21 protein-coding genes are annotated in these 21,371 nt (G+C 33.6%); 18 read left to right on the top strand and 3 right to left on the bottom strand.

The window, feature by feature from the left end; genetic code table 11:
• Positions 1–8 precede the first annotated feature (8 nt).
• Complete coding sequence (locus JJQ60_RS16350) at positions 9–1,115, bottom strand: adenylate kinase (RefSeq protein ID WP_201922756.1); 1,107 nt, start codon at positions 1,113–1,115, stop codon at positions 9–11.
• Positions 1,116–1,283: 168 nt separating this feature from the next.
• On the opposite strand from JJQ60_RS16350, the gene JJQ60_RS16345 reads away from it, so the two are divergent.
• The 3 genes from JJQ60_RS16345 to JJQ60_RS16335 all read left to right on the top strand — a co-directional run bounded on the left by JJQ60_RS16345 (position 1,284) and on the right by JJQ60_RS16335 (position 5,583).
• Positions 1,284–2,441: a 5-(carboxyamino)imidazole ribonucleotide synthase gene (locus JJQ60_RS16345; protein ID WP_201922754.1), complete on the top strand. Its 1,158-nt coding sequence runs from the start codon at positions 1,284–1,286 to the stop codon at positions 2,439–2,441.
• A gap of 74 nt (positions 2,442–2,515) precedes the next feature.
• Positions 2,516–2,998, top strand: coding sequence for a 5-(carboxyamino)imidazole ribonucleotide mutase (gene purE, locus JJQ60_RS16340; RefSeq protein ID WP_201922751.1), 483 nt, complete (start codon positions 2,516–2,518; stop codon positions 2,996–2,998).
• 563 nt (positions 2,999–3,561) lie between these two features.
• Entirely contained in the window at positions 3,562–5,583 is a 2,022-nt protein-coding gene (locus tag JJQ60_RS16335; protein ID WP_201922748.1) for a M3 family metallopeptidase, read from the top strand.
• A 72-nt stretch (positions 5,584–5,655) separates the two neighbouring features.
• Here the strand turns inward: JJQ60_RS16335 and JJQ60_RS16330 are convergent, their stop codons facing one another.
• Positions 5,656–8,181 carry a M20/M25/M40 family metallo-hydrolase gene (locus JJQ60_RS16330; RefSeq protein WP_201922745.1) on the bottom strand — a complete coding sequence of 842 codons (2,526 nt, stop codon included), beginning with the start codon at positions 8,179–8,181 and terminating at the stop codon, positions 5,656–5,658.
• A 166-nt stretch (positions 8,182–8,347) separates the two neighbouring features.
• Here JJQ60_RS16330 and JJQ60_RS16325 point away from each other — a divergent pair, with 166 nt between their 5' ends.
• The 8 genes from JJQ60_RS16325 to JJQ60_RS16290 all read left to right on the top strand — a co-directional run bounded on the left by JJQ60_RS16325 (position 8,348) and on the right by JJQ60_RS16290 (position 12,896).
• Complete coding sequence (locus JJQ60_RS16325; RefSeq protein ID WP_201922742.1) at positions 8,348–8,851, top strand: GbsR/MarR family transcriptional regulator; 504 nt, start codon at positions 8,348–8,350, stop codon at positions 8,849–8,851.
• An 88-nt stretch (positions 8,852–8,939) separates the two neighbouring features.
• Positions 8,940–9,380 (top strand): hypothetical protein, encoded by a 441-nt coding sequence (locus tag JJQ60_RS16320; RefSeq protein ID WP_201922739.1) that lies wholly within the window; start codon positions 8,940–8,942, stop codon positions 9,378–9,380.
• Between the two features lie 12 nt (positions 9,381–9,392).
• Positions 9,393–10,274, top strand: coding sequence for a methyltransferase domain-containing protein (locus JJQ60_RS16315; RefSeq protein WP_201922736.1), 882 nt, complete (start codon positions 9,393–9,395; stop codon positions 10,272–10,274).
• Positions 10,275–10,281: 7 nt separating this feature from the next.
• Positions 10,282–11,190, top strand: a complete 909-nt coding sequence (locus JJQ60_RS16310) for a TIGR01777 family oxidoreductase (RefSeq protein ID WP_201922733.1) — start codon at positions 10,282–10,284, stop codon at positions 11,188–11,190.
• A 5-nt stretch (positions 11,191–11,195) separates the two neighbouring features.
• Positions 11,196–11,654, top strand: a complete 459-nt coding sequence (locus JJQ60_RS16305; RefSeq protein ID WP_201922731.1) for an SRPBCC family protein — start codon at positions 11,196–11,198, stop codon at positions 11,652–11,654.
• 126 nt (positions 11,655–11,780) lie between these two features.
• A complete protein-coding gene (locus JJQ60_RS16300) occupies positions 11,781–12,335 on the top strand; it encodes a sigma-70 family RNA polymerase sigma factor (protein WP_201923136.1) in 555 nt (184 codons plus the stop codon).
• Between the two features lie 6 nt (positions 12,336–12,341).
• The gene (locus tag JJQ60_RS16295) at positions 12,342–12,599 is read left to right on the top strand and encodes a hypothetical protein (RefSeq protein WP_201922729.1); all 258 of its coding nucleotides are present in this window, start codon (positions 12,342–12,344) and stop codon (positions 12,597–12,599) included.
• A 45-nt stretch (positions 12,600–12,644) separates the two neighbouring features.
• Positions 12,645–12,896: a hypothetical protein gene (locus JJQ60_RS16290; RefSeq protein ID WP_201922726.1), complete on the top strand. Its 252-nt coding sequence runs from the start codon at positions 12,645–12,647 to the stop codon at positions 12,894–12,896.
• Here the strand turns inward: JJQ60_RS16290 and JJQ60_RS16285 are convergent.
• Positions 12,889–13,716: a UbiA prenyltransferase family protein gene (locus JJQ60_RS16285; RefSeq protein WP_201922723.1), complete on the bottom strand. Its 828-nt coding sequence runs from the start codon at positions 13,714–13,716 to the stop codon at positions 12,889–12,891. The two genes, JJQ60_RS16290 and JJQ60_RS16285, sit on opposite strands and share 8 nt — an antisense overlap.
• 134 nt (positions 13,717–13,850) lie before the next feature.
• Here JJQ60_RS16285 and gcvP point away from each other — a divergent pair, with 134 nt between their 5' ends.
• The 7 genes from gcvP to JJQ60_RS16250 all read left to right on the top strand — a co-directional run bounded on the left by gcvP (position 13,851) and on the right by JJQ60_RS16250 (position 21,258).
• Positions 13,851–16,706, top strand: coding sequence for an aminomethyl-transferring glycine dehydrogenase (gene gcvP, locus JJQ60_RS16280; RefSeq protein ID WP_201922722.1), 2,856 nt, complete (start codon positions 13,851–13,853; stop codon positions 16,704–16,706).
• 69 nt (positions 16,707–16,775) lie between these two features.
• The gene (locus JJQ60_RS16275; protein ID WP_201922719.1) at positions 16,776–17,141 is read left to right on the top strand and encodes a group III truncated hemoglobin; all 366 of its coding nucleotides are present in this window, start codon (positions 16,776–16,778) and stop codon (positions 17,139–17,141) included.
• Between the two features lie 121 nt (positions 17,142–17,262).
• On the top strand, positions 17,263–18,321 hold the full coding sequence (locus tag JJQ60_RS16270) for a 3-oxoacyl-ACP synthase III family protein (RefSeq protein ID WP_201922715.1): 1,059 nt from the start codon (positions 17,263–17,265) through the stop codon (positions 18,319–18,321).
• Positions 18,322–18,407: 86 nt separating this feature from the next.
• Positions 18,408–18,932, top strand: coding sequence for a class I SAM-dependent methyltransferase (locus JJQ60_RS16265; protein WP_201923133.1), 525 nt, complete (start codon positions 18,408–18,410; stop codon positions 18,930–18,932).
• Positions 18,933–18,950: 18 nt separating this feature from the next.
• The gene (locus JJQ60_RS16260; protein ID WP_201922712.1) at positions 18,951–19,802 is read left to right on the top strand and encodes a glycosyltransferase; all 852 of its coding nucleotides are present in this window, start codon (positions 18,951–18,953) and stop codon (positions 19,800–19,802) included.
• Between the two features lie 82 nt (positions 19,803–19,884).
• Entirely contained in the window at positions 19,885–20,448 is a 564-nt protein-coding gene (locus JJQ60_RS16255; protein ID WP_201922708.1) for a TetR/AcrR family transcriptional regulator, read from the top strand.
• Positions 20,449–20,511: 63 nt separating this feature from the next.
• Entirely contained in the window at positions 20,512–21,258 is a 747-nt protein-coding gene (locus tag JJQ60_RS16250) for an SDR family NAD(P)-dependent oxidoreductase (protein ID WP_201922705.1), read from the top strand.
• The last annotated feature ends 113 nt before the right edge of the window (positions 21,259–21,371 follow it).

Here is a 21,371-nt window from a genome sequence, read left to right as displayed (position 1 = left end):
GATTTTAATTATAGTTTGTCTATTACCGCACTCAATCGTTCAGTAATCTCATCAATCGCTCCTACTCCATCTACTCCAAAATATTTATCCTGTTTTTGGTAGTAGTTTTTTAGTATTGCGGTCTCATTATAGTAGACTTTGATTCGGTTACGTATTACGTTTTCATCTGCATCATCAGGCCTTCCCGATGTTTTTCCTCTTTCTAGTAATCGCTGTACTAACACCTCATCATCAACCTCTAAGGCTACCATAGCACTTACCTCTGTTCCTTTTGAAGATAATAGTTCTGCTAAAGAATCTGCCTGTGCTTCGGTTCTTGGAAACCCATCAAAAATAAACCCTTTTGCATCTGGATTTTTATCGACTTCAGCATTAAGCATGTTGATAGTTACTTCATCAGGCACTAATTGACCTTTATCTATAAACGACTTTGCCAACATACCAAGTTCTGTAGCATTCTTTATGTTGTATCTAAACACATCTCCGGTAGAGATATGTACAAGATTATATTTCGTTTTTAAAACTTCTGCTTGTGTCCCTTTTCCTGCTCCCGGAGGGCCGAATAACACTAAATTTGTCATGTTGCTTGATTTTAATTGGTAAACATCAGTAAGGTTACGACCCAATCCATTATAATCTAAACCGTATCCTACGATAAATCGATTAGGGATTTCGATCCCACAATACTCTATATTAATTTGTTTTGTATATGCTTCAGGCTTAAAAAACAAAGTTGCAATTTTAAAATCCTTGCATCCTTTACTTTTCAATAATTCTGACAATACTTCAATAGTATTGCCTGTATCTACGATATCTTCAATGATAACAATTGTTCTTCCAGAAACATCTTCATTTAATCCTACTAATTCTTTAACCTCTTGGGTGGTTTCGGTTCCTTGATACGAAGATAATTTTATAAAACTTACTTCACAATCATGATGAAACCGCTTTAGTAATTCTGAAGCAAACATAAAAGCGCCATTCAACACCCCGATAAACAAAGGATTTTTATCTGCCAGGTCATTATTTAACCGAACAGAAATATCATCAATTGCCGCTGATATTTTATCTTCAGAGATAAAAGGAACAAACTGTAAATCGTGCAGTTTTATCATTACATTATTACTCGCTTATACTAGCCTTTTTTAGTTTAAAGCGGCAAAGATAGTGATTACAAATAAGACTTATCACAGTTTAGTCACTGCATTTACCTTGTAATATTATGGTTATTCCTTTTTAAAAAATTATTTTTGTGTTTTAAGGTAAATCTGAAATCCCCGATAATGACAAATTTTTTCTCGTCAAACTTTAAGTTAGGAATCTTAGGAGGAGGGCAACTAGGCAAGATGATGCTATATGACACCCGAAAATATGATATACAAACTTATGTTCTTGATCCCAATCCAAATGCCCCATGTAAAATAGCCTGTGATCATTTTCAATTGGGTAATCTTATGGATTATGAAACAGTTTACAACTTCGGAAAAAAAGTAGATCTAATTACTTTTGAAATTGAAACTGTAAATGTAAAAGCCTTAGCACAACTTGAAAAAGAAGGAAAAAAAGTATATCCAAGTTCGAAAACCTTGGAAAATATACAGAATAAAGGAAAGCAAAAGCTATTTTATAAAGAAAACAAAATCCCAACTGCAAATTTCATACGTTTTTCTAATAAAGCCCACCTTACAGAAGGCATCACAAATAATCGGATGAAATTACCTTTTGTGTGGAAAAGTACACAAGGAGGATATGATGGCAAAGGGGTATCTATCGTAAAATCTGGAGCCGATCTTGTTAAATTACCTGATGTTGAATGTATTGCTGAAGAGTTGGTCAATTTTAAAAATGAACTGGCCGTTATTGTTGCCCGAAGTCCAAAAGGAGAAATTAAGACATATCCAGTGGTTGAAATGGAATTTCATCCAGAAGCTAATCAGGTAGAATATGTAATATGCCCGGCACGGATTGAAGATAAAATCGCAGAAAAAGCAGTTAAAATCGCAGAAAAAGTATCTAAAGCCTTTAAACATGTTGGTATATTGGCTGTAGAGATGTTTTTAACGCAAAATGATGAAATCCTGGTCAATGAAGTCGCTCCAAGACCACATAACAGTGGACACTATAGTATAGAAGCAAGCTATACTAATCAATTCGAACAACATATCAGAGCTATTCTGGATTTGCCATTGGGAGCAACCGAAAGTAAAGTTGGTGGTATTATGGTTAATCTAGTTGGTGCCGAAGGGCATACGGGTGATGTAGTATATAAGAATATTGAGGAAATAATGAAAATGAAAGGTGTTACACCTCATATCTATGGAAAAAAACAAACCAGGTCTTTTAGAAAAATGGGACATGTAACCATAATTAATGAAAACATTGATGAAGCGAGAAAAATTGCTGAAAAAGTAAAGAATATCATTAAAGTAGTTAGCAAATAGCAATTAAATTTCTTTTACAAAACATAATTGAATCATTACCAGTTTTAAACATTTAAAATAATAATATACGTATAATGAGCAAGGTGGGAATTATAATGGGCAGTACAAGTGATATGCCTATCATGGAAAAAGCCATAGAAGTATTACAGGGGTTTGATATTGAAATAGAGGTTGATATCGTTTCGGCACATCGTACTCCAGAAAAATTATTTGATTACGCAAAAAATGCACATACAAGAGGCATAAAAGTAATTATTGCTGGCGCTGGTGGTGCGGCTCATTTACCAGGCATGGTAGCTTCTTTATCTCCTCTGCCGGTAATAGGTGTTCCTGTTAAATCAAGTAACTCAATAGATGGCTGGGATTCGGTATTATCTATATTACAAATGCCAGGAGGAGTTCCAGTGGCTACGGTTGCACTTGATGGTGCTCTTAATGCAGGAATTTTGGCAGCCCAAATTATAGGAGCAAGTGATAGTTGTGTCTTGGATAAAGTTATCGTATATAAGGAAGGGTTAAAACAGAAAGTTATTGAGGGAGCTAAAAAAATAAGGTGATAATTTCATAAAAAAAAGAGTCACCGTGAAGTGACTCTTTTAAATATCTGGCCTTATAAAAGAATATAACAATATTTATTAACCAACTTAAATATATTACACAAAAAATTCAATATAAGACCATACTCTTAAAACCTGAAACAAAGGTAAAACCTTACTTTAATTACACAATAAAAGTAACAGAAAGTTATTAACAATTTTCGTTAAAATGTGTGTTTTTTCGACGAAATACACATTTTGATTTTAAAAAAGTATTTTTTTATCAAAAAAAAGAGACAAGATTGCCTTGTTTCAATAAAGAAGAAAAAAAGAGCCACATTATTTGCAGCTCTTTCAATATATTTGGTCTTTACGCTGAAAACATATATTTATCCATACCCCAGATAAAAATAATGACTTAGACTCTCATTGCAAGACCATCACTAATAAACCGTATCAAATGTATTAGTATTAATATTAGTCGAGTCATAAATAGACATAATACACATAGTGTTTTTCGATGAAAAGCATTTTTTTTCGATATAACGCAATTGAAATCATTAAAAAAGAAAATCATTTTTAAAATGAACAATTTATTATTAAAACCTTTTGATGCTGCTCCTTTTTCAAAAATAAAACCAGCACATTATTTACCTGCCATTAAGAATGCGATATCTCTTGCAAAAAAAGAGATCGATACTATAGTAAATAATTCAGAGGAACCTACATTTTCTAATACCATAGAAGCTTTAGAATATAGTGGAGAATTATTGGACAGAGTTACTAGCGTATTTTTTAATTTGAATAGTGCCGAAACCAATGAAGAAATTCAAAAAATAGCTCAAGAGGTCTCCCCTCTTATTGCCGAGCATTTAAACGATATTAACCTAAATCAGGAACTATTTAAAAGAATAAAATTTGTATATGCTCAAAGAGATAATTTAAACCTCAACGCCGAACAATATACACTCCTAGAAAAAAAGTATAAGTCTTTTTCAAGGAATGGAGCTAATCTTGAAGATGATAAGAAAGAAAAGCTTAGAGAAATTGACAAAGAACGATCCAAGCTTAGTCTAAAATTTGGAGAAAATGTATTAGCAGAAACTAATGCGTTTGAAATGCTACTGACAGATGAGTCTGATCTGGCAGGACTTCCTGATGGTGCAAAAGAAGCTGCTAAAGCCATGGCCGACTCAAAAGGCAAAGAAGGATGGTTAATCACTTTAGATTATCCTAGTTACATCCCATTTATGACCTATGCCGATAATCGACAATTGCGAAAAAAATTAGCTCTTGCATTTGGGTCCCGAGGTTTTAATAATAATGATTTAGATAACCAGGAAATTATTTTAAAAATTACCAATTTAAGGTATCAACGAGCACAGCTTTTAGGATATAAATCACATGCACATTATATTCTAGAAGAAAGAATGGCCAAAACACCCGATAAAGTATTTTCGTTTTTAAATGATATTCTTGACAAAGCAAAACCTGCTGCAGAAAGAGAATTCAAACAACTTGAAGCTTTTGCCAAAAACCTAGACAATATTGATCAACTTCAGAAATGGGACAGTGCATATTATACAGAAAAACTGAAGCAAGAACTTTTTGATTTAGATGATGAAAAATTAAAACCATACTTCAAACTCGAAAATGTGATTGACGGAGTATTTAAAATTGCTTCTACGCTGTTTGGACTTCAATTTGAAGAAATTAATGAGGTCGATAAATATCATGATGAAGTAAAAACATATAATGTTACAGATCTAGAAGGTAATTTTATATCCCTATTCTATGCAGATTTTCATCCAAGGCCTGGTAAGCGTAATGGTGCATGGATGACTTCTTATAAGTCGCAAATGAAAAAAAGTGATAAAAATATTAGACCTCATGTTTCTATTGTTTGTAATTTCACAAAACCAACACCAAGCAAACCGTCATTACTTACATTTAATGAAGTTACTACATTATTCCATGAGTTTGGACATGCTTTGCATGGAATGCTAGCCAACACTACATACCCTGGACTATCAGGAACCAGTGTATACTGGGATTTTGTAGAACTTCCGAGTCAAGTGTTGGAGAACTGGTGTTATGAAAAAGAAGCTTTAGAATTGTTTGCTAAACATTATGAAACAGGTGAAGTGATCCCTATGGAGCTAATTAAAAAAATCAAAGAATCTTCGACGTTTATGGAAGGTATGGCAACCTTACGTCAATTGAGTTTTGGTTTATTAGATATGTCATGGCATGATCAGGATCCTGGTTATATCAAAGACGTTAAGGAGCATGAAGAAAGGATATTTGCAAAAACATCATTATATCCAAATGTTAAAGAGAATTGTATGAGCACTGCTTTTTCTCATATATTTCAAGGAGGATATTCTGCCGGTTATTATTCTTATAAATGGGCAGAAGTATTAGACGCAGATGCTTTCGAATATTTCAAAGAAAATGGGATCTTTAATAAAGAAATAGCTACAAAATTTAAAGAAAATGTATTATCACAAGGAGGTACAGAAAACCCTATGACATTGTATAAGCGTTTTAGAGGGCAAGAACCTAAACCAGAAGCTTTATTAAAACGAGCAGGGTTGATAAAGTAATTCTAAAAAATGAATAAAAAAAGGTGCTTCAGTTATACTGAAGCACCTTTATAATTTTTAAAAAATTTGAATTTATTGAATCACTATTCTTTTTGTTATAGTTTCTTCGCCTTTAGTTTCAAATTCTATAAGATAAATCCCTGGTGTTAAAGACATCTTTTTAGCAGACAATCTATTTGCTCCATTACTCAATTGAATTTTAGAAATTCTTCTACCAGAAATTGAAAAGACTGATGCCGTAACTGCATTTGCATTTTTATTTGCTATATCAATTACAAAACTATTTGCAGTTGGATTTGGGCTTATAGTAACGGTGGATAAAATACCTTCTTTTGTGTTTCCAAATGTTGGCACAACAGTTCCTAAACCTACAGTTTTTTCAGATCTTCCACATGAGCCTTCATAAATTTTTACATTAGAAAAAACGGAAGTATTACCACTTCCAGCATCATTATCATTAATAAATACAAGTCGGTTCATACTACCAGTATAAGAATCTCCAACAGGGATTACATATCGTACCGTACCATTTGTATAATTATCATAAGTCGTTATTCCATAGTTTTGAGTACCATGTACTTTAAAATATCTATTAGCGGTTAAGGTATTATCATTTTCAAAACCAATACCATGAATTTCTCCTTGAGAAGAACTACTGAAATCAAATTCAATAACAGTTGAAGCCGTTACTGTATAGTTTAGCGATATAGATTTCCAGGTATTATTTTGTAATGATAGCCCTACTCCTGCATTTACAACAGAATAATCCCCGGCATTGTCCTGATTAGAAAAAGACGAAATTGTCAAGTTTTCAAAATTTAATGAATCGCAATTACCAGGTCCTGGATCTACAACAGACTCTCCTACGCTAACATCATCAATAGTAATATCTCCTTGCCAACTATTTCCGGTAACGGCATTAAATCTAAGTTGCACTGGAGTTCCAAGATAAGAAGAAAGGTCAACATTGGCTGTATTCCAACTGCTTCCTTGTGATCCTGATTTACTAAAAATATTAGTCCAAGTAGCTCCATTATCTGTACTTGCTTCAACAGATAAATTACCTACTGCATCTCCTTGCATATGATATTTAAATCCTAAACTAGCTGTAGATAAACTACTAAGATCAAAACAAGGAGAGTTTAGAATTGCCCTTTTATTAGGGAATCCACTTCCGTTGCCAGACGCTTCAACATAAATATAAGAAGAACCTTCTGCAGCACTGCTTGGTCCGGTACCATTTGACGGAGTTCCGTTTGAATCTATAGTCCAATTTAAATCATCGTTTGTTGCCTGGTTCCAGGCACCTATAGATCCCTCAAAACCTTGCTTATAAGGAAAAATAGAAATAGCGGTTGTACACTCATTAGGTGTTGGTCCAGGTCCGCCGGTTACTCCATTTGAGATTTCAATCAAATACTCCAATGCTAACTTTGCAAATTTAGCCGCATGTGTAGCATTAGGTGTTGGTGAACGATCAAAGGTATCTCTGGTTGTATGTATATTGGGATTACTTTCATTAAACCTAGCCTCAAAAGGAAAGGCTACATCATATCCCTGTTGTGCCCAACTATAGTGATCAGAACAACCATAATTACATTGCGAAGTCCCATAAGTCAATCTATGTGTTCCTGAGGCATTATAATAGTTCATTAATTCTATTAAAAAATCATTTAACGTATCATCGTTATAAGAATCTGTAGATACATAAATATCGTTAGAAGATCCTTTATAATTAGTCATATCTAATTGCATATAACTCACAACGTTTACATTAAGTCTCTTATAATCTTCAGCAATTTCTTTTGATCCTCTAAGTCCTACTTCTTCTGCTGCAAAGGCCATAAATTCTACAGTTCGCTTAGGCTTGAAATTCATTGAAAACAATACTCTGGCCGCCTCTGTTATAGTGGCTATACCCGATGCATTATCATCTGCTCCTGGAGCATTATTACTGTTACCGCCTCTAGCGGTAGAATCAATATGGCCACCAATAATTACAAATTCATCTGGCTCTTCAGTCCCAGTTATAGTCATTACTAGTGATGGCATATTAGTACTTGTATGATTTACAATTCTTACCGATACATCGCTACGACCAGCTGCTAAACCTTCCCATTTAGTTTTTAGGTCCAAAACGGCTTGTCTTGCACTATTAGTAGTATGATATCGGGATCCATAGTTTTCTAATTCCTGAATTTGATTGGCTATATTAAAATTATTTACCAAATCAAGACTTTGTCTTACGAGAGCATCTTGCGTAATTGAAAAAACAGCTCTTTGCGCCTTTGAAGATTTTTTATTAATGTTTCCGATAGAAGAAAGGGCATTCTTTTCTGAAGCCTCATAGATAAATCCTGGTCCATGAACCAATACCTTATGATGTAATTCTTCTGCAGCATTATGACTCAGCATAACTGCACTATAGCCATTATTGGAACTAATAATTTTAATATCCTCAGGATGATCAATTTTGAGTCCTTGGGCATCCCTAGTTTGCATAGTAGCGTAAAACATTTTCTTTTGCTCCTGTGCATAGCTATAACTAAAGAATAAGCATAGTAAGCCTACAGAAATAATTAAATTTAATTTTTTCATTATAATGTGAGTTTGTGTTAGATTGTAACTTACATAAAATCAAACATTAACAAAAATGGATCCCCCACAAAATAATAACTGGATTGCCCCACTTATCTAATAGGTTAAAAGCATAATTAAATTTCAATATTTTTTGAAAGTTTAAAATTTTTAATATATTTGTACTATGAATTACGACGAAGCAAAAAATAAATTTATTTCTACATGGGGTTCTCTTGGTACTTTATGGGGAATTAATAAAGCCATGGCACAGATCCATGCTCTATTACTAATATCACCTGAGCCTCTTTCTATGGAAGACATTATGGAGGAGTTACATATTTCCAGAGGAAACACAAGCATGAACTTACGTCAATTGATGGATTGGGGTATAGTTTTTAAAGAAAATAAAATGGGAGAACGTAGAGAATACTTCACTTCTGAAAAAGATATTCAAGAACTCGCAAGACAAATAGCAAAAGAACGAAGCAGAAGAGAATTAAAACCCACTATTAAGGTTTTAAATGACGTTTCGAATATTCAAGAAGATGGAACTGCCAAGACTAAAGAACTAATAAAGCAGACTAAAGCATTGCATGAGATGGCGGATACACTTGATATTATGATGAACAAAGTAATTGGTCAAGACCATAATTGGATCACAAAAGCACTAGTTAAATTAATTAAGTAAAAGTAACATACATAAGAAAGGAGGAAATCTCCTTTTAATTTTCAATTATTATTTCAATTTTTTCTGAAACTTTTAAATTATAAGAAACATGAAATTTAACATCCCTAACTGGCTCATTATTATTGGCGGCATTGGCCAAATATTTACTGCACTTATATACCCATATATAAGACATAGAGTATTTGATTGGTATACTGATGTGAAGCAACTTAAACCTCTTAATCAGGAAATAGCTAAGACTTACGGCAGATATATTCAAGGACTTAACTTCTCATTTGGTTTAATTGCAATTGTTTTACCTACTCAACTAAAAGAGCAATCAGCTTTGGCTATTGCAATAACAGGGCTAATTGCTGCCTATTGGATTGGCAAAGTAGCTACCCAAATCGCATATTATCCAATGTATGAAATTCCAAAAAAGAAAATATTCAAAATCGGCAGTTATTTTATGAATTGCCTGTTCACGCTCTTTGCTGTAGTGTATACTTTATTAGTACTATACAACAGTATTGGTTTTTTCAACATATAACACTTCATTATTATGAGCACACTTACCATATTACACAAACTAAGGCTAAAGAAATCTGCTACAAAACGTAATATTATTCAATTTTATGATGAAGCTACAGAAGATTATGAATTCTGGAGTAAGGATTTTAATATGCATTTTGGGTATTATATTCCGTTTAAAACCAACCTCTTTAAAAGAGATTCTATGCTCAATGAGATGACACAGCAAGTTTTTAATAGACTTAATGTACCTAAAAAAAATTCTTTGATTGCAGATTTGGGGTGTGGAATTGGTGGAGCCATGCAATATGGTTTACGAAAATATCCATTAGTAAATATCATTGGAGTTACATTATCAACGTTTCAGGTATATGAAGGAAATAAAAGATTGAAACATAAAAATGGATTGATTCTCGAAGAAAATTATTGTAACACTTCTTTTGCATCCAACAGTGTAAATGGCGCATATGCTATAGAAAGCTTTTGCCATTCTGGACATAGCAAGGAAGCGCTACGAGAAACGTATCGAATATTAAAACCAAATGCGAAATTAGTCATTGCCGATGCATTTCTGAAAAAAAACGAAAATCAACTCTGTATTGGAAGTCGTTATTGTTATGAAAATCTATGCAAAGGATGGAGCCTCGAAGGGCTCGGAAGTATTGATGAAGTAGAAAAAGATTTAGAACTGCTAGGTTTTAAAAATATTAAAATCGAAGATGTTTCTTTCAGAGTGGCTCCATCTGTACTTCACGTTCCTTTTGCTATTATAGGATTTATTCTTAAAAAGCTTTTTAAAAAAGAACATCTTAAACCTCAAAGTTGGAAAAACCTTAAAGGCTCTCTGTTTGCATTGCTTTCAGGTTTACACATGAAAAGCTTTGGATATTATTTAATTACTGCAGAAAAATAAATCAGTTATGAAAAAAATAGTCATCGCAGGTGGAAGCGGATTCTTAGGAAACGTAATCACAGAATACTTTAAAGACAAGGTAGAAAAAATCATCATCCTTACCAGAGGAAAAAGTAAAACTGAAAATAACATTCAATGGGTACATTGGGATGCCAAAAATCTTGGAAATTGGCAAACCGAACTCAATCAAGCCGATGCACTAATTAATATGACCGGAAAGTCTGTTGATTGTAGATATACCCAACAAAACAAAGATCTGATTTTAAGCTCCAGGTTAGAATCAACTCATGTTTTAGGCAAAGCTGTGAAAGCATGCCATACTCCTCCAAAAACATGGTTAAACTCATCCACGGGAACCATTTATCGACACTCTTTGAACAAAAAAATGAATGAAACTAATGGTGATATAGGCAAGGGGTTCTCGGTACATGTAGCCACATCCTGGGAAGAAGCATTTTTCTCTCAAAAAACCCCTAACACCAGAAAAGTAGCACTAAGAACATCGATTGTTTTGGGTAAAAAAGGTGGAGCTTTAGGCCCCATGCATAATTTGGCTAAAATTGGATTTGGAGGAAAACAAGGCTCTGGAAATCAAAAAATAAGCTGGATACATGAGCTCGATTTTGCCAAAAGTATTGATTTCATCATAAATAACTCTACTATAGATGGTCCAATAAATATTGTTTCTCGTAATCCTTCAACAAATGCCATATTCATGAAAACACTTAGAACTACCATAAATGCACCTTTTGGAATTCCATTATCCAAACCTTTATTAGAAATTGGAGCTAAAATCATTAATACTGAAACCGAATTAATACTTAAAAGTCGAAATCTTATTCCTGCAAAATTAGAAGAAAATGGATTTAAATTTGAGTATCCTAACCTAACAAAAGCATTAAAAGACCTGATTTAAAAACGATGACTACAATTCATTTAAAAACGATAATTAATAGTTCAATAAAAAAAGTATTTGATCTAAGTAGAAATATTGATTTTCATGTATATACTGCAAGCAAAACAAAAGAGCAAGCAATTGAAGGTACTATATCGGGTTTAATAGGTTTAGACGAAACAGTGACATGGAGAGGTAAACACTTTGGCCTTTACTTAACGCATCGAAGTAAAATCACATCATTTGATTCTCCAAATCGATTTACCGACGAAATGATCCAGGGGCATTTTAAATACTTTAAGCATGAGCATATTTTTCATAGAACATCAAAAGGAACAGAAATGATAGATATTCTCCGGTATGAAACTCCTTATGGGATCTTTGGCAAGGCATTTAACCATGTATTTTTAAAAAAATACCTTACGCATTTTCTTATTTCTCGAAATCAATTTATAAAATCACATTTAGAAATGTGTAGACCATAAAGTACTACATCAAAAATTAGTTGTAAGGATTTAAAAACAAATTCTACTTAGTACACAATAGTTAAAACATACAGTAAGATTCAACTTTTTATCCTATTTTTGGTGAACACAACAATTAAATCAGCAATGCCAACAAACACCATAGACCCCAATACATGGGTGGATAAATACAGTGATTACTTATTTAACTATACCATTGTTAGAGTTGATGATAAAGAAATTGCGCAGGATCTTGTGCAAGAAACATTCTTTGCCGGCCTTAAATCCATGAAAAATTTTAAAGGTGAAGCCAGTGAACGAACGTGGCTTATCTCAATTCTAAAAAGAAAAATCATAGATCATTATCGCAAAATAAATAGTAACAAGGGCAAAGCAGAAGTAAGAATAAACTATTCCAGTGATTCTGAAACTGAAGGAGATTGGCTAGAAGAAAGAGTGGCAGATCCCTTTGACAAGAATGCTGAAGGCGATATTGAAAATGAAGAACTAGGAGTAGCAATTCATGATTGCATTGGTAAATTACCAGAAAAACAAGCCCTTATTTTTAAAATGAAAACGATTCAAGGATTTGATACAGAAGCTATTTGTAATGAATTTGATATTACTGCGTCTAATCTATGGGTTATTATCCACCGAGCACGTACAGCAATGGCTGAGTGTCTAGAAAAAAATTGGTTTTAAGAAATAATGAGTAAAGGAAAAGGAATTTTTGTAAGCTGTTCAGATGCTAATCACTTTTGTGATAAGAATCAATATAAGGAAGCATCTTTTTGGGAAAAAGTAAAATTAAATGTACATCTGATATATTGCAGAGCGTGTAGAAAATACTCTTCAAATAACGGTAAATTAACTAAACTAGTTAAAGACCCTAAAGTTATTAGCATTAATGAGTATGAAAAAAATGCAATGAAAGAACGACTAAAACAAAAAATGTCTGAACAATAAGACAAAACATATAATCCCCAAACAAAAGAAGCATTAAAAAGTGTAATGAAAACTACTAATAAGTTATTTGTATCCTGCGAAGAAGCAAAACATATTTGTGATAAAAACCAATATGGTGAAGCTTCATTTTTAGAGGTTATTAAATTAAATATTCGATTAGTGTATTGCAGAGTAACTCGAGCATATTCAAAAAGAAACACTAAGCTTACAAAAATTATTAAAAAATCTGATGTTCATACTATTAGTCCTTCTCAAAAAGAATCTATGAAAAAAAAGTTACAGAAAGAAATTAACTAAATAAACGCTGTAATATAAGTATAATAAATAACCACATTATAGGTACACTTTCTACCCAAAATGAACAATAGTATTTTGATTGCTGTCGTTCGGTTCCCCATAAAAATAAGAGAGTAATCGTTGCCACCAGGATAGTGCTTAAAATTTCTATCAAAGAAAGCGTATCCTTCACAGCGGTTAATAACAAAAATGTAACCACCAAAATACTCCCAAAAACCTTGGTTCTTGTTACTCCGATTTTCTGAGGTATAGTTTCCAAGGTCTCAGCATCAAACTGTAGATCCCTAATTTCAAAAGGCAACATCAATACTACAACAAATAAGAATCGCTGGATTATTTCAATTAAAAAGTCAAAATCAAAAGTACCATTAACATAGACCACAGGTACTAATACCGTGGCTCCCGCCCAAACTAACCCTATTATAAAAATTTTAATCCCAGCTACACTTCTTAAATTCCTTTTATTAGGAAAAACAGGAACAGCATATAAAACTGTTAACGCAGCAAATGGAAGCATATACATCAATGTATCATAAGGTACCTTAAAAGCGAGATATACAAAAAACACACTGCAAAGAATTGTCAATACACGAATCCCCTTCATAGACCTGGTCAACTTTCTATGGTGAAGTTTAGAAACTTTAGAATACTTAACAAAATTATACGCTGCAATAGAGCCCAAAAAACTAAAAAGAAGAAAGGCATATCTATCAGTTGTTCCCAACTTAAGAAAGGTAATTTGTACCAGGGCACAAATAGCTAGAGCAACATGAATACTGCTATTGACATAAAACTTGAATATACTTTTTAAGGTTTCCACGCTGCAAATTTAGGCTTATCTGTTAATAACACCCGAAAATGGTTAAAAACTTGATACCATAGGGTTAATTAATTGTGAAATTAATCGCAATTAAATGTGTACTTTTGCGGTCTCAATTTCAACTGTTTTTCGCTATGAAAACTGACTCATTTAAACTGCGTCATATAGGCCCATCAGAAAAGAATCTGGGCAGCATGTTAGATACGATCAAAGTAGAATCTATTGATCAACTCGTTTTTGAAACCGTTCCTGATGACATTCTTCTGAAGAAACCGCTTAATCTTGCTTCTGCAATGAGCGAACAAGAATATTCAGCACATATTCAAAAATTGTCTACCAAAAACAAAGCATTCAAAACGTATATAGGGCTTGGATACCATGAGTCTTGTTTGCCTGCCGTTATACAACGTAATATTTTGGAAAACCCGGGTTGGTATACTGCTTATACACCTTATCAGGCAGAAATCGCTCAAGGTAGATTAGAGGCTTTATTGAATTACCAGACGATGATTTGTGATCTTACAGGTATGGAGCTTGCCAATGCTTCATTATTAGATGAAAGTACAGCAGCAGCAGAAGCAATGACTATGCTTTTTGCAGTGCGCTCTAGAGATCAGAAAAAAAAGAATGTCAATAAGTTTTTTGTCTCTGAAGAGGTTTTACCTCAAACACTTTCATTACTTAAAACAAGGGCAATACCTCTTGATATCGAATTAGTAGTTGGTGATCACCAACAATTTTATTTCTCTAAAGAGTTTTATGGAGCTATTTTACAATACCCAGGGAAATCAGGACAAGTATATGACTATGCTGATTTTGTTAAGAAAGCACATGATTCAGAAATAAAAGTGGCCGTTGCTGCAGATATTTTGAGCTTGGTATCACTAAAGTCTCCCGGAAGTTTTGATGCAGATGTAGTGGTAGGTACCACACAACGCTTTGGAATTCCGTTAGGGTATGGGGGGCCGCATGCAGCGTATTTTGCAACAAGAGAACAATACAAAAGAAATATCCCCGGTAGAATTATTGGAGTCACTCAAGACTTGAATGGAGATCGTGCGTTACGTATGGCACTTCAAACTAGAGAACAGCATATAAAACGTGACAAAGCAACTTCGAATATTTGTACAGCTCAAGTGCTTTTGGCAGTTATGGCCGGAATGTATGCAGTATATCACGGATCAGAAGGACTTAAATATATAGCCTCAAAAGTTAATGCATCTGCCGAAGAGTTAAGCAAAGCTTTACAAAGTTTAGGTTTCGAGCAACTTAACACTGCATTTTTTGATACCTTGCGTATCAAAACTGATGCTCTCAAAATAAAAGAAATCGCAGAAACACATGAGGTAAATTTCTATTATCCGGATACTAACACCGTTTCAATATCTTTAAATGAAGCAACCACTATAGAAGATCTAAATGGTATTATTTCCATTTTTGCAAAATCTATTGGAAAAGAGGCGATTCAGATTAAAGAAATTCAAAATATCAGTACTATTGATAGGAATCTTAGGCGAAATACCGAGTTTCTTACCAATGATGTTTTCAATACATATCATTCTGAAACCGAACTTATGCGCTATATCAAAAAGTTAGAGCGCAAAGACCTTTCTTTAAATCATTCTATGATTCCATTAGGATCATGTACTATGAAACTAAATGCGGCTTCAGAAATGTTACCACTTAGTGATCCACAATGGGGCAACATCCATCCTTTTGTTCCTGTAGAACAAACTCAGGGGTATCAAGAAATTCTTAAAAAACTTGAAGATCAACTTACCGAAATTACAGGCTTTGCAGCTACTTCGCTACAACCAAATTCTGGGGCACAAGGCGAGTTTGCCGGGTTAATGGTAATACGCGCATATCATGAATCTCGAGGAGATCATCATCGTAATATTTGTTTAATTCCTTCATCAGCCCACGGAACCAATCCTGCTTCCGCAGTTATGGCCGGAATGAAGGTTGTAGTTACAAAATCTACAGAAGAAGGGAATATCGATGTTGATGATCTTAGAGAAAAAGCATTAAAATACAAAGATAATCTTGCTGCTTTGATGGTTACCTATCCTTCTACTCATGGAGTTTACGAATCGGCAATCAAAGAAATAACCAAGATTATCCATGATAATGGCGGACAAGTATATATGGATGGAGCAAATATGAATGCACAGGTTGGATTAACTAATCCAGGAGCCATTGGTGCAGATGTTTGTCACCTTAACCTACATAAGACCTTTGCCATACCACATGGTGGTGGTGGTCCAGGTGTTGGACCAATTTGTGTCGCTAAGCAACTAGTTCCATTTTTACCAGGAAATCCTGTAATTTCTACTGGTGGAGATCAATCGATTACAGCAATTTCTGCTGCACCATGGGGATCTGCCTTAGCCTGTCTTATTTCTTATGGATATATTACTATGCTTGGAGCAAAAGGTCTCAAAGAAGCTACTGAATATGCAATACTAAACGCTAATTATATTAAAGAGCGTTTGGATGGACACTATAGCGTTTTATACACAGGAGAAAGAGGAAGAGCGGCGCATGAAATGATTATAGACTGTAGACCATTTAAAGCCAATGGAATCGAAGTAACGGACATTGCAAAACGACTTATGGATTATGGATTTCATGCTCCAACTGTTTCGTTTCCGGTAGCAGGTACTATTATGATAGAACCTACTGAAAGTGAAAGTAAAGCCGAGTTGGATCGATTTTGTGATGCTATGATTTCAATTCGTGAAGAAATTGCGAATGCTAATACAGATAACCCAAATAATGTGATGAAAAATGCACCTCACACATTAGCAATGCTAACATCTGATGATTGGGATTTTCCATACTCTAGAGAGCAGGCAGCATACCCTCTATCCTATATTGCCGAAAATAAATTTTGGCCCTCTGTTCGTCGTGTAGATGATGCCTATGGAGATAGAAATTTAATATGTACCTGTGCTCCTATTGAAGAATATATGGAAGCAGAAGCCTAATTAATTATTTATAAAATAAAAAAGAGGTAACTGTAAAGGTTGCCTCTTTTTATTCATACCTATTACATTGTGAAAGACATTACTTCCAGAAAAGATATTGAGTTTTTAATGAAAGCTTTTTATAATGAAGCATTCGCAGATCCTCTGATCGGAGTATTCTTTACGGAAATAGCAAAAATAGATCTAAAAAATCATCTTCCTCAAATTACTGACTTTTGGGAACAGCAGATATTCAGAAAAGGAAATTACAAAAAGAATGTTCTTCAAATTCATAAAAATCTAAGTGTTAAAAAAAAGCTACAAAAAATTCATTATGAGGCTTGGTTATCACTATTCAATACTACTGTAGACACACATTTTCAAGGAGAAAAAGCAAATCTTATCAAAACAAGAGCCCTTTCTATTGCAACTGTTATGCAAATAAAGATAAAATAACCCTTATCCAAACCCTTTTCTAATTTTTAAAAATCGTGTTAGGCATCGTAAATTATACTATGCGCGCATAACATATGATTTTTTAATTCGTACCTTATCATAGAAAACAAAATTAAAAGTGATGGGTATCAAAATAACTGGCACGGGAAGCTATATTCCCAGAGGGATTGAGAAGAATGAGGATTTTGAAAATCATTTATTTCTTAGTGAAAACGGTGACCAAATACAGCACTCTACAGACGTAATTATAGAGAAATTCAAGAAAATAACTGGTATTGAAGAGCGTAGATACGCTTCTAACCAACAAAATACTTCTGATTTAGCATTTTTTTCTGCAGAAAAAGCAATCGAAGATGCTAAAATTGACCCGGAAACTTTGGACTATATTATAGTCGCTCATAATTTTGGTGATGTAGACAAAAACTCTTCTCAAGCTGATACAGTACCAAGTCTAGCCGCCAGAGTAAAACATAAACTCAAAATAAAAAATCCATATTGTGTAGCTTATGATGTATTATTTGGATGTCCTGGATGGATAGAAGGAGTAATACAAGCACAATCCTTTATTAAAAGCGATATGGCCAAAAAGTGTCTAGTAATTGGCGCAGAGACGCTTTCTCGTGTAGTAGATAGACACGACCGGGATTCTATGATCTATTCCGATGGTGCCGGAGCATCAGTTCTTGAAGTTACCAAAGATACAGGAGGTATAATTTCTACTATAAGTGCATCCTACACGTTAGAAGAAAGTAATTTTCTATTCTTTGGAAAAACATACAACAACACTTCTGATGACAATAATAAGTATATCAAAATGCATGGACGAAAAATCTACGAATTTGCTTTAAACCACGTACCTCTAGCAATGAAAGCTTGCCTAGACAAAACCAATTTTGATATTACCGATGTAAAGAAAATACTTATCCATCAAGCCAACGAAAAAATGGATGAAGCTATTGTAAAACGATTCTACGGACTCTATGACCAAGAAGTTCCTGAAGGTGTTATGCCTATGAGTATTCAAAAACTTGGAAACAGCAGTGTTGCGACCATTCCTACATTATATGATCTCATTTTAAATAATAAAATACAAAACCAATCTATTAACAAAGGTGATCTTTTATTGTTTGCTAGTGTGGGAGCAGGCATGAATATTAACGCCTTTCTTTATCAAAACTAAGATCCCATATAAAATTCTATACGTTTAGCTGAAGGTAATCTTTGTAATTGTCTATTTTTACAACCGTAATTATTGATCTAACTACTATGTACGAAGGAACTTTTCCGCATAAAAGATATAAAAACACATTAGAATTTCTTAGAAAAAACACCAATACGCCATCAAAAATACTTGACTTGGGTGTAAGAAACCCTTTTGTCGAATTTATGGAAAAAGAAGGATATACGGTATCCAACACTTCTGGAGAAGATCTAGATCTTGATGCTAACACTGTTAAAAACAGTGATGCTGACATTGTTACAGCATTTGAAATTTTTGAACACTTAATTGCTCCTTTTAATGTACTAAGAGACATAAAAGCTAATAAATTAGTAGCTTCAATCCCACTCAAATTATGGTTTTCTCCAGCATATCGAAGCAAAACAGATCCTTGGGATAGACATTATCATGAATTTGAAGATTGGCAATTTGATTGGCTGTTGGAAAAAGCCGGTTGGGAAATTAAAGATCGTCAAAAATGGACACACCCAGTTAAGAAAATTGGACTTAGACCATTATTACGGCTTTTTACCCCTAGGTACTATATTGTATATGCAGAAAGAAAACAGTAAAACCAATTTGGTGCAATCTTGAAAGTAGCTATTATCATACCAGCACATAATGAAGAGCGTTTTATTTCTCAAACACTCCAATCTCTTGCTTCGCAAACATGTATTCCAAAAAAGATCATTGTGGTTAATGATAATTCTACAGATAATACCGAAAACATCATCAATAAATTTGCTAGTAACTATACTTTTATAACGCAAATAAAAACAAACTCTTCAAAGGATCATATGCCTGGTAGCAAAGTGATTAACGCTTTCTATCAAGGATATCAAATTCTGGATACGGACTATGATATCATATGTAAGTTTGATGCAGATCTTATTTTTCCTTTGGACTATTTAGAAAAAATAGTAAATCATTTTCAAAAGGATATTAATATAGGAATGGTTGGTGGGTTTTGTTATATAGAGAAAAATAAAAAATGGGTATTAGAGAGTCTAACCAATAAAGATCATATTCGTGGAGCTCTAAAAGCGTATCGGAAAGATTGTTTTAATGATATCAATGGTTTAAAACCAGCTATGGGCTGGGATACTGTGGATGAATTACTTGCTCAATATCACAATTGGAAAATTAAAACTGATGCATCTCTACATGTAAAACATCTAAAACCAACAGGTGACACCTATAACCCAAAAGCCAAATACAAACAAGGAGAAGCCTTCTACCGCATACGTTATGGCTTTTGGATTACTTTAATTGCTTCGATCAAATTAGCGTTACTTAAAAAGCAACCGCGGCTTATATTAGACTATTTAGCTGGTTTTTTTAAAGCCAAAAAAGAAAAACAATCTTTTCTTGTTTCTAAAGACGAAGGTGTTTTTATTCGAAAACTACGCTGGAATAACATAAAAAACAGACTATTTAAGTAAGGTATTATATCGTTTAATGTTAAAGTAATTTTAAAAACAGACAGACTTGTCTGTTTTTGTGTTTTTTTATTATTTTTACCTCATGAAACATTCTTTAGTAAGACAACATGTAATTGAAACGGCTTCCGATTTATTCTACAGAAAAGGATATAACCTTACCGGTATCAATGAAATTATTAAAGAAGCCGGAATCGCAAAGGCAACTTTATATAATCATTTTGCTTCTAAAGAAGATATTTGTTTAGCGTACCTTAAATATCGTAACGATATATTTACACAAGACATTAAAAACTTCGTAAATAATACCGAAAAAGGAAAAGCCCAACTCTATGCATTGTTTAATTTTCTAAAAGAGTTCTTCGATCAAAAAGATTTTAATGGTTGTTGGTGCCTTAATACTATTGTAGAAATTCCTCAAGAAAATAAGAAAATCAGAAAAGAGATTCAAAATCAGAAAGAAGAGTTCGTATCCTTCATAAAAAGCATTGTAGAAAAAAATCACAATCAAAATTCCGATCAAAAAAATGAAGAGCTCGCCAGACAGATTTATTTAATATACGAAGGCTCAATTTCTGAAAGCAAACTGCATCAAAGCAAATGGCCTATAAATGCAGGTTTAACCATATGCAAAAACATATTGCAATAAAAAAATTTAATCAAATAAAGACAGACTTGTCTGTTCGTTTATTAATAATTTAAAACTACAAAAATGAATACATTTAACAACAAAACAGCATTAGTAATAGGTGGCACTAGTGGAATAGGTAGAGCTACCGTAAATACTTTACTCGAAGGCGGAGCTACAGTACACGTAGTAGGAAGGAACATATCTAAAATACCAGATGCAAATAATATTATTAAATATCAAGCAGATATTACAGACTCTGAAAGTGTGAAAGAACTAATTGACAATATCGCTCAATTAGATCATCTTGATTATCTTGTAAATGCATCAGGAATTTTTGGCCCGAAGGCATTTTTAGATCACACCGTAGAAGACTATGATTCGTATCAGGATCTTAATAGAGGGTTCTTTTTTATCACACAGGCAGCAGCCAAAAAGATGAAAGAAAACAATAGTGGATCAATCGTAAATGTTGGATCGATGTGGGCAAAACAAGCTGTAAAAGCCACTCCTTCTTCGGCATATTCTATGCAAAAAGCTGGGCTACACTCACTCACTCAGCACTTAGCAATGGAGCTAGCAGATCATGGCATTCGTGTTAATGCAGTATCACCTGCAGTGGTAGAAACCCCGGTTTATGATAATGTTTTTGGTACTGCCGAAGAAGCAAAAAAAGCATTGGTAGGGTTTAATAATTTTCATCCCATAGGAAGAAATGGTACTGCACAGGATGTAGCAAATAGTATTACTTTTCTTTTATCTGATCAAGCCTCATGGGTAACCGGTGCCATTTGGGATACCGACGGTGGTGTACTAGCAGGAAGAAATTAAACAAAAGCTGTCAAACTGAGCTTGTCAAAGTTTTTAACCGTTCAAAAACAAATAATCTTTGACAGGTTCAGATTGGTAAATATCTAATTATTAAAAATTTGACTCAATTCACC

Origin of the sequence: Aquimarina mytili (genome assembly GCF_016735115.1) — a bacterium.
Taxonomy (GTDB): domain Bacteria; phylum Bacteroidota; class Bacteroidia; order Flavobacteriales; family Flavobacteriaceae; genus Aquimarina; species Aquimarina mytili.
Note: the sequence above shows the minus strand (reverse complement) of the source record. Positions and strands in the feature narration are given on the sequence as shown.